The sequence below is a fragment of the Collimonas fungivorans genome (assembly GCF_028292705.1).
In the GTDB taxonomy this organism is placed as follows: domain Bacteria; phylum Pseudomonadota; class Gammaproteobacteria; order Burkholderiales; family Burkholderiaceae_D; genus Collimonas; species Collimonas fungivorans_B.
On record NZ_JAQGLV010000150.1, the window covers coordinates 1 to 9,017 of the forward strand.

The following is a 9,017-nucleotide window of genomic DNA, read 5'->3' on the forward strand; positions in this document are numbered from 1 at the left end:
CGCACGACAGCTTCTTCCGCTGGGGGTTCTTCAACAGCGTGCTGGAGAAGAAGCAGGCCTCCATCTCAGCCTATGTCTTCGAGGACACGGCCTTGCAGATGCTGGCCGACGAGCCGGCGCTGCGGCAGGCGTTCGACGAATGGAAGGCCGCGCATCCGGCGCAGCTGTCCGATCCGCAAGCGGTGCTCTGGTTTCTGTTCGCCCACGGCCGGCGCCATGCCGAGCCGGAATGGCAGCGCTATCCGGTGGCAGCGTTGATGTAGTCAAAAATCTCCTACAGGATGCGAACGCGTCGCGGGCGATCACCGGGCGATGTCAAACACCAGTGAACTCGAAATGGTGCTGCGCCTGTCCCAAAATCCCCCTCATAGCTGAGTGCTATTATTCTATACAACCGAGTTTCGACCACCACGCGCTAGAAAAGTCCTTTTATCTTGTCCAAGGCAACTCCTCCAGATTTGCACAACGACGCCGCCGAAGGCAATGCGGTGGCGCGCCACTATCCGCGCGGCGAGCGGATAGACCCGCATTCCCATGCCTGGGGCCAGGTGCTGTTCGCCGTGGCGGGGGTGATGTGGGTGGAGGTCGGACGCGAGGCATTCGTCGTACCGCCTCGGCGCGCGGTGTGGATTCCGGCCGGGACGGAGCACTCCATCCACATGATGAGCGCAGTGCGGATGCGCAATCTCTACCTGCCGACTCGCAGAACCGGCCACCTGAACCGCCGCAGCGATCTGTTCGAAGTCAGCGGTCTGCTACGGGAACTGATCATCATGATTGCGGAATATCAAGGCAGGCATGACGACGCCTACCTGAAGGCGGCCTACAAACTGGTGCTGCTGGAGCTGGCGCGGGCGCCGCGCTCGTCGCTGCGGATCCCGATGCCGGAAGCTTCCGACCGGCGGCTGGAACGCCTGTGCCGGGCGGTGATCGAGAATCCTTCGATAGCTTTCGGCTTTGCCCATTATGCCGAAAATGCCGGCGCCAGCGTACGGACCCTATCGCGCCTGTTCCGGCAGCAGCTGGGCATGGGCTTCGCCGAATGGCGCCGCCAGGTGCAGCTGGCGGTCGCCATGTCGCGCCTGGCGGAAGGCCAGCCGGTCAGCCAGATCGCCCGCTCTCTGGGCTACCTGCCGAGCAGCTTCAGCGACATGTTCCGGCGCGCATTGGGCGCCGCGCCTGGCGCATACGTGGCCAGCGAAACCCTGGGCGCGACGCTGGCCGAAGGCGACGACACCGCGTTAATGCCATTCACACAATAAACTGGCAAGGATCGCCTGGCCGAAATTCGAAAGTCTTTGTCTCCCCGGGCTTGAACAAGCCTCCTAGAATCTGCTTATACGCGGCTGATTGCAGCGTTTGAACATATCTCAAGGAGCAGCATCATGATGAACGCCATCCAGTTTCAAACTTTCGGTAACCCGGACATGCTCAACTACCTGGCGCTCGCCAGGCCTGCGGCCGACGCCGGCAGCGCCGTCATTCAAGTCAAGAGCGCTTCGGTCAATCCCAGCGATGTGGTCAACATCTCCGGCCATTTCGAGCACACCCGGCTGCCGCGCATTCCCGGCCGCGATTTCAGCGGCGTTGTAGTGGACGGTCCCGCCCCGTGGCTCGGCGCTGAGGTGTGGGGCACCGGCGGTGATATCGGCTTCACGCGAGATGGCAGCCATGCCGAATTCATCCGCATCCCGGTTGCCGCACTGGTGCGCAAGCCGGCCTCCCTGAGCCACGAACAAGCCTCCGCCATCGGCGTCAACTTCATCGCTGCCTGGCTCGGCACGGTTGAGTATGCTCAGCTGCGCGCCGGCGAAACCATTGCGGTGCTGGGCGCCAGCGGCGGCGTCGGCGGCGCCGTGACGCAGATCGCCAAAGCGCTGGGCTGTACCGTGATCGGCATCGACCGTATCGCTCCCGCCGACAATTCACCCGCGGCGCGTTTGCTGGATGAATACCTGCCGCTGGACGAAAGCGCCCAGCGCCGCATCCAAACCCTGGGCGGCGTCGACGTCGTCTATAACGCCGCGGGCGGAACGGCTTTCGAGTTTGCGCTGGGGCTGGTGAAGCGGCGCGGCCGGGTGGTCGTCATCAGCGCCAGCGGCAAGCGCCGGGTCGATTTCGACCTGATCGATTTTTATCACAATGAGACGCAGCTGATCGGGGTCGACAGCGCCAAGCTAGGCGTCGCCGAATCGGCGCCATTGATGGCCAAGTTGGTGGACGGCTTCGACAGCGGCAGATACGAGGCGCCGGTGATCGCCCAGCGCTACACGCTGCAGGAAGCGCGCCAGGCCTATGCGGCGGTGGCGGCAGGCACGCGCGGCCGCGTCGTAATCAATATGTGAGCAGTCCCCAGCCCTTCCCTTCAATCTGCCTGGAGCCGTCATGAAAGCCTATCTATTATCCCTCGCCATCGGCGTAATCGTCGGTGTGCTGTATAGCGTCGCCGGCGTCAGATCCCCGGCGCCGCCCGTGATCGCCCTGGTCGGCCTGCTCGGCATACTGGCCGGCGAGCAGCTGATTCCCTGGGTCCGCAGCATGACCGGATAGCGGGCGGACCGGGCGCAACCGCTTAGCCCAGGCGGTAGCGCAGATGGATACCTGATGACCAAGACATCAGTGGTCATGGGAGTCTGGAATCGCCAAAAAACCGCTCCCGGCCGCGAGCGGACTCTCATTGGCGATGGCAAAGTGCGCAAGTTCTGTTTTCATGCCCTGCACGCTTCATGCTTTTATTTTAGGAAGGAAAAAGAAATCACAAAGAATGCATTAGAGTCGTCAACCCTTGGTCTGCAATAATCCACCGGCAAGATGACGAAAAGCCTCGACAGCTTTGGCAAAGACCGCTGGCGGATCGTCCGCGGCAGCAATCCAGAGCGAGGCATTGAGCGCGGCTCCATTGACCAGCCGGGCGGTAGCTTCCGCATCTACCAGCTTGACCGTGCCCGCATCGATGAGCTCCTGGATCATTTGGGTTGTCCTGCGAAGACAGACATTCTGGTTGGGCCATTGCGATGGATCGCCGAGCACGGCCGGTCCGTCCCGCAGCATGATCCTCTGGATCTCAGGTTCCAGAGCCATCTGGATGTACGCGATGCCCTCTGCAAGAAATCCAAGCCATGCGGTCTCCGCGCCCTCCTGGGCGGCACGCGCCCGCGTCCCCATTTCCGCGTCTATCTGGTCGACCACCGCCTGCAGCAATCCCTTCTTGTCGCCGAAGTTGTGGTACAGCGCGCCTCGCGTCAGGCCGGCTTCGGCGGTCAGGTCGTCCATGGACGCCGCCGCATAACCTTTCGCGGCGAAAGCCTTGCGAGCCGCTTGAATCAGCTTGGCCCGAGTCTCTTCCACCATTTCCGCACGTCGTTTTGTCACTGACTATCCTTAAAAAATAACATACGCCTCGTATGTTATTTCACATACGGCGCGTATTTCTTTTTATACTAACATACGAGGCGTATATCAACAGCCGCTGTGGCCGCTGAAGCGCCCGCCATCCGAAACGCTGAAGCCGTGCCAACGTGAGTCGCCATTGTCGGTGAAAACCACCTTGCGCCGGCAGTTCGGACCTTCCATATTTTAATAGGAGTTACACAATGTCAAAACGCGATGCAATCTTCCCTGCCGGTCGTCAGGCGCTCTACGAGATCAACCGTTATTCGGCAGCGATCCGCTCGGGCGACTTGCTGTTCGTCTCGGGCCAGGTCGGCAGCCGTGAGGACGGGTCGCCCGAGCCGGTCTTCGAAAAACAGGTCCAGCTTGCCTTCGACAATCTCACCGCGGTGCTGAAAGCCGCCGGCTGCACATTCGACGATGTTGTCGACGTCACCACTTTTCACACTGATCCGGCAACGCAGTGGGAGGCCATCAACACCGTTCGACTGCAGGCAATCGGTGAGCAGCCTTACCCGAACTGGACTGCGGTCGGCGTGAACTGGCTCGCCGGCTTCGATTTTGAAATCAAGGTCATTGCGCGTATTCCTCACTCCGCCTGACCAACAATATCGTCAATGCTTGCGCCGTGATTCGACGGTGCCTGAAGTTCGACGCTATCAGGCCCGTCGCTAATCCGCTCGACCTCACGGCAACTGCTGTACAGGGAGGGCGGACCGGCGGCCACGCCTTGCTTCCAGTCCCCTCCTTTCACTAACCAGGGGTTCGCTGAATCAATCAAGTTAATGTTGACTAAGCAATTTTTCCGTGCCATTTTACGTCAGCTGTTTTTCCCATTTTGTTAGAGGCTTGATTACGCAATGCCATACAAACGACGATGAGCCCATGAGCATATCCACGCAAACAGAAGCGCAGCGTCGTGCAGACGAAATCAACGTATTCCGGCAAGAGCTGGAACGGCTGCAACAGGATGGCGTCCTTGCGCTGACGAAAGAGCAGCAGCATGCAGTATCGTCGCACCACCAGGCGCTGCTCGCCGAATTTTCGCGCACGTTCGATATAGACCGGAACGTCCCGTCCCGGCAACTCTCGATAGGAATGCGCATCGCTTCCTTTTTAGGAGCGTTGGCGTTAGCCGCAAGCATTTTCTTCCTGTTCTATCAGTTCTGGGGAGCGCTAACGACCCCGGTGCAGGTAGCAATCCTGGTCCTGGCTCCGCTTGGCACTTTCCTAGGCACGATGTGGGTACAAAAGCGCGACTCGACCGGCTATTTCGCCAAACTCGCAGCCATGGTGTCCTTCGCCTGTTTTGTGCTCGACTTGACCATGCTCGGACAGATATTCAATATCACGCCTTCCGACAATGCCTTGATTGTGTGGGCTGCGTTCGCCCTGCTCTTGGCGTACACATGCCAATTGCGCTTGCTGCTGGCGGCAGGGATTATTTGCCTGATCGGATTTGTCGCCGCTCGCACAGGAACCTGGTCCGGCATGTATTGGCTGGATTTTGGCGAACGCCCGGAAAACTTCTTTCCGGCTGCCATTGTGCTATTCCTCATCCCGCAATTTGTATCGCATCTACGCTTCACCGGTTTTGCGATGCTATATCGGGTGTTCGCCCTTCTGAGCCTGTTCCTGCCGATGCTGGTATTGGCCGACTGGGGCGGAAGCAGCTATCTTGATATTGACGCCGACTTCATCAGACACGGTTACCAAGTCGCAGGATTCCTGTTCAGCGCGGGCGCGATCTGGCTGGGCATACGCCGCCACTGGCCAGAAGTGGTCAATACGGGCGTGGCTTTTTTCGTCATTTTCCTGTTCACCAAATTTTATGACTGGTGGTGGGAGTCGATGCCCAAATACCTGTTCTTTTTAGTGCTTGGCCTGACTGCCGTTCTGACTCTGGTCATCCTCAAGCGTTTGAGGGCAATGCAATCCGGGGAGGCGAAATGATGAAGTGGACTCGCCGATATTCCATGATCACAGGGGTGGCGCTGATCCTGCTGACGAACCTGGTTGTGTTGCTAGGCGTCAGATTCAACCATAGCGGATTGGCGGACAGCACCCTCCAGTTGTCTCAGCGAGAATTGCGGATTCCCTACCGCTGGAGACAGAATAATGACAATAACGGGATCTCGCTCATGCTGCAGTGGAGGCTTCCCGGCTCCTTGAATGAATACCAGCAGTACAACAATAGTCCTGGCTGGCTAGACAAGGCAAAGCTTGCGTCGCTCGGCTTCAATGTCTCCATGTCGATTGATACTGACCGCGGTCGGACGACTTATCAAAAGCAGCTTTCCAAGCCGGTATTCCTGGTCATGGAATTCGATGGTCCCGCATATCAACAGTCCATCGAACTTGCAAAAAAAGCAGATGCGGATGACTCAAAGAAAAAGGCAGTGGATGACAAAAAGAAGGATCAGCCGACAGCTTTGTTACAAGAACTGAATTTGAATAGCCGCTTATTCATCGTCGATGCCAGCCTGGATCGCGAGATGCTTCGTGCAAAATATCCGGATACGCGTCGCTACGGCATCGTGCGCGGCCAGATTCAGCCACGGGTGGTTTACGACAAGGAAAAGCGGCCGCTGATGACCGGATACGTCAAAGATGTCAGCGCGCAAAGCATCAATGTGCCGTTTGAATTCCGAGACGTGTTCGAACCGATACAGAAGAAAAACCAGAAATATGGTTACGCCGACAATGACAAACGGTCTTCCTTCGAAGCGACGGTGGCATTCGGTAGGCGACTTGAACCTTGGATAGTGGCGGCATCAACCAAGTAACAACGTAGACAACACAAAGGCCGCCATGAAACGTGCACTTTGGCCCACAGTCTGGCTGCTCGTTGCCGCTATGCTGGCGGCTGTTCTCGCAGCTATTTCAGGGTTGCGGTTCTGGTGGGCATTTCTGATCGTGGTAGCGGCAATCCTAATCAACGGTTGGGTGGCGACACTTGAAGATGAGCTCCCTGGAGGGTTGAATAATCCAAACGGAACTCACACACCGAGATATGCGACTCTCACGGGCCGGATCATTCGCATTCTTGGGATCATACTTGCGCTTTTGTGTCTTGCTGCTGTTGGTGTCTACTTCTTTGGATCTCGATGATAGACATGTTGTCTGAAACAAATTGCCCGCATTATTTGTTGAAAGACCAGCGTCACCACGCACTGGCGACGCTGGCGCAGCAGGCCCTGTCTGTCTTGAACCAGACAAGGCCCCTGGCAGTCGGCATTACGCGAGATCGAAGCGGTCCGCGTTCATGACCTTGACCCAAGCCGCGACGAAGTCCTTGGCGAACTTCTCCTTGGCATCCACAGCTGCATAGACCTCGGCATAAGACCGCAGCACCGAGTTGGAACCGAAGATCAGATCGTTGCGCGTGCCTGTGTACTTGACCGCGCCGGTCTTGCGGTCGCGTCCTTCGAACAATTCGGCCTCGCTGTCCACGGCTTTCCACTCCAGGTCCATGTCCAGAAGATTGACGAAGAAGTCATTGCTGAGTACGCCGGCCTTGTCGGTGAACACACCGTGCTTGCTACCATCAAAGTTGGCGCCAAGTACCCGCAGGCCGCCGACCAGCGCGGTGAGCTCCGGTGCAGTCAGCGTCAGCAACTGGGCTCGGTCAACCAGCAACACTTCGGTCGCAGCACTGGACTTGCCCTTATTGTAGTTGCGGAAACCGTCGGCGACTGGCTCCAGCACGGCAAAGGCCTCGACATCCGTCTGTTCCTGTTTGGCGTCGGTGCGGCCCGGTGCGAAGGGCACGTCGATCGAGATCCCGCCGGCCTTGGCCGCCTGTTCAACACCAACGCCGCCGGCGAGCACAATCACGTCAGCCAGCGAGGCCTTGCCCGAAGCCTTCTGAATGTCGACCAGCTTTGGCAAAACACTCACTGCCGTCGCGTTGACTTCCCAGTCCTTCTGAGGGGCCAGAGCCAGGCGTGCGCCATTGGCGCCGCCGCGTTTGTCACCGCCACGGAAGGTGGAGGCGGAAGCCCAGGCCACCGACACCAGCTCGGCTACCGATAGACCAGAGGCTGCGATCCTGGCCTTGATATCGGCAATGTCGGCCGCTGATGGCTGGTGCGTCGCAGCCGGCAACGGGTCTTGCCAGATCAAATCTTCCTTCGGCACTTCGGGACCGAGGTAACGTGCCTTTGGGCCCATGTCACGGTGGGTCAGCTTGAACCAGGCGCGCGCAAAAGCTTCTGCAAAGGCTTGCGGGTCCTCATGGAAGCGCTTGGATATCTTGCCGAACTCCGGGTCGAAGCGCATGGTCAGGTCGGTGGTCAGCATGGTGGGTTTGTGGAACTTGCCTTGCACATGCGCGTCGGGAATGATGTCCTCGGCATTCTTGGCTACCCACTGTTTGGCGCCAGCCGGCGAATGGGTAAGCTCCCAGTCGTACTTGAACAGGTTTTCGAAGAAGTTGTTGCTCCACAACGTCGGGGTTTTGGTCCAGGTCACTTCCAGGCCGCTGGACACGGTGTCTTTGCCGTGGCCGCCGCCAAAGTTGCTGTTCCAGCCCAGGCCCTGGGCTTCGATGCCCGCGCCTTCTGGTTCGAAGCCCTTGTGCGATTCGGGCGCGGCGCCGTGCGCTTTGCCGAAGGTGTGGCCGCCGGCGATCAAGGCAACGATCTCCTCGTCGTCCATGGCCATGCGGCTGAAGGTGGCGCGGATGTCCTTGGCTGCAGCCATGTAGTCGCCGCTGGCGTTCGGGCCTTCCGGATTCACATAGATCAGCCCCATGTGGGTGGCGGCCAGGTTGCTGTCCAGTTCACGGTCGCCCTGGAAACGCTTGTCATCGCCCAGCCATTTGGTTTCAGCGCCCCAGCCCACGTCCATGTCCGGTTCCCATACATCTTCGCGGCCGCCGGCGAAACCGAAGGTGCGGAAGCCCATAGACTCCAGCGCCACATTACCGGTCAGGATGAAAAGGTCGGCCCAAGAGATTTTCTGGCCATATTTTTGCTTGATCGGCCACAACAGGCGGCGCGATTTATCAATATTGACGTTGTCCGGCCACGAATTGAGCGGTGCGAAACGCTGTTGTCCACGACCGCCGCCGCCTCGACCGTCAAAGGTGCGATAGGTACCGGCTGAATGCCAGGCCATGCGGATGAACTGCGGACCATAGTGGCCAAAATCGGCCGGCCACCAGCTCTGGCTGTCGGTCATGAGTTTGATCAAATCTGCCTTGAGCGCCTTGTAGTCAAGTTTCTTGAACTCTTCAGCGTAGTCAAACTTCTCGCCCAACGGATTGGACTTGTTGGAATGCTGGTTCAGCAAATCAATGCGTAGCTGATTCGGCCACCAGTCTTTGTTCGTTGTGCCGCCGCCGGCATGGTGGAAAGGACATTTGGCTTCAGTTGACATGGGGATCTCCTTTGTCGTGGGTAGGTTTGGTGACTACAACATCTCTTTAACCAGGTCGTTCGGGCCAACAGTTTGTAAACTTTGATTATCGCCTATTGCTGCGTCCTTATCCCAAGTGGGAGCTGCTGCAATACTTGGACCACTGCCAAGGGCAATGAGCGCCACCGCGATGGTCGCCAGACACAAAGCCGGCAGCCCGATATGGCGCCCGGGAAGTGCAGTATTTTTCATGAGGCATCTCTTGA

Annotated in this window: 9 protein-coding genes and 2 pseudogenes; 8 read left to right on the forward strand and 3 right to left on the reverse strand. The window is 58.5% G+C overall.

Annotated features, from left to right (window positions below; all coding sequences use genetic code 11):
• The 4 genes and pseudogenes from JWQ61_RS07660 to JWQ61_RS07675 all read left to right on the forward strand — a co-directional run.
• Positions 1-263: pseudogene (locus JWQ61_RS07660) on the forward strand (peptidase M14); the annotation flags it as partial.
• A gap of 171 nt (positions 264-434) precedes the next feature.
• Entirely contained in the window at positions 435-1,262 is an 828-nt protein-coding gene (locus tag JWQ61_RS07665; protein WP_304360001.1) for a helix-turn-helix domain-containing protein, read from the forward strand.
• Positions 1,263-1,388: 126 nt separating this feature from the next.
• On the forward strand, positions 1,389-2,345 hold the full coding sequence (locus JWQ61_RS07670) for a zinc-binding alcohol dehydrogenase family protein (protein WP_304360009.1): 957 nt from the start codon (positions 1,389-1,391) through the stop codon (positions 2,343-2,345).
• Positions 2,346-2,385: 40 nt separating this feature from the next.
• Positions 2,386-2,547 (forward strand): annotated as a pseudogene (locus tag JWQ61_RS07675) (DUF1427 family protein); the annotation flags it as partial.
• 231 nt (positions 2,548-2,778) lie between these two features.
• Here the strand turns inward: JWQ61_RS07675 and JWQ61_RS07680 are convergent.
• On the reverse strand, positions 2,779-3,372 hold the full coding sequence (locus tag JWQ61_RS07680) for a TetR/AcrR family transcriptional regulator (RefSeq protein WP_304360002.1): 594 nt from the start codon (positions 3,370-3,372) through the stop codon (positions 2,779-2,781).
• A gap of 221 nt (positions 3,373-3,593) precedes the next feature.
• Here JWQ61_RS07680 and JWQ61_RS07685 point away from each other — a divergent pair, with 221 nt between their 5' ends.
• The 4 genes from JWQ61_RS07685 to JWQ61_RS07700 all read left to right on the forward strand — a co-directional run bounded on the left by JWQ61_RS07685 (position 3,594) and on the right by JWQ61_RS07700 (position 6,501).
• The gene (locus tag JWQ61_RS07685; RefSeq protein ID WP_304360003.1) at positions 3,594-3,992 is read left to right on the forward strand and encodes a RidA family protein; all 399 of its coding nucleotides are present in this window, start codon (positions 3,594-3,596) and stop codon (positions 3,990-3,992) included.
• Positions 3,993-4,275: 283 nt separating this feature from the next.
• Positions 4,276-5,343 (forward strand): DUF2157 domain-containing protein, encoded by a 1,068-nt coding sequence (locus tag JWQ61_RS07690; RefSeq protein ID WP_304360004.1) that lies wholly within the window; start codon positions 4,276-4,278, stop codon positions 5,341-5,343.
• Positions 5,340-6,176, forward strand: coding sequence for a DUF4824 family protein (locus JWQ61_RS07695; protein WP_304360005.1), 837 nt, complete (start codon positions 5,340-5,342; stop codon positions 6,174-6,176). The genes JWQ61_RS07690 and JWQ61_RS07695 overlap by 4 nt, the downstream gene beginning before the upstream one ends.
• Before the next feature lie 25 nt (positions 6,177-6,201).
• A complete protein-coding gene (locus JWQ61_RS07700) occupies positions 6,202-6,501 on the forward strand; it encodes a hypothetical protein (protein WP_304360006.1) in 300 nt (99 codons plus the stop codon).
• Positions 6,502-6,627: 126 nt separating this feature from the next.
• On the opposite strand, the gene katG is transcribed toward JWQ61_RS07700, so the two are convergent.
• Positions 6,628-8,772, reverse strand: coding sequence for a catalase/peroxidase HPI (gene katG / locus JWQ61_RS07705; RefSeq protein ID WP_304360007.1), 2,145 nt, complete (start codon positions 8,770-8,772; stop codon positions 6,628-6,630).
• A gap of 33 nt (positions 8,773-8,805) precedes the next feature.
• On the reverse strand, positions 8,806-9,017 hold a 212-nt coding region (locus tag JWQ61_RS07710), incomplete at its 5' end, for a hypothetical protein (RefSeq protein WP_304360008.1).

Bases quoted from the DNA above. Each gene is read 5' to 3' on its own strand.
- JWQ61_RS07670 (WP_304360009.1), top strand. From the start codon at position 1,389: ATGAACGCCATCCAGTTTCAAACTTTCGGTAACCCGGACATGCTCAAC.
- JWQ61_RS07685 (WP_304360003.1), top strand. From the start codon at position 3,594: ATGTCAAAACGCGATGCAATCTTCCCTGCCGGTCGTCAGGCGCTCTAC.
- JWQ61_RS07690 (WP_304360004.1), top strand. From the start codon at position 4,276: ATGAGCATATCCACGCAAACAGAAGCGCAGCGTCGTGCAGACGAAATC.
- JWQ61_RS07695 (WP_304360005.1), top strand. From the start codon at position 5,340: ATGATGAAGTGGACTCGCCGATATTCCATGATCACAGGGGTGGCGCTG.
- JWQ61_RS07700 (WP_304360006.1), top strand. From the start codon at position 6,202: ATGAAACGTGCACTTTGGCCCACAGTCTGGCTGCTCGTTGCCGCTATG.
- katG (WP_304360007.1), bottom strand. From the start codon at position 8,772: ATGTCAACTGAAGCCAAATGTCCTTTCCACCATGCCGGCGGCGGCACA.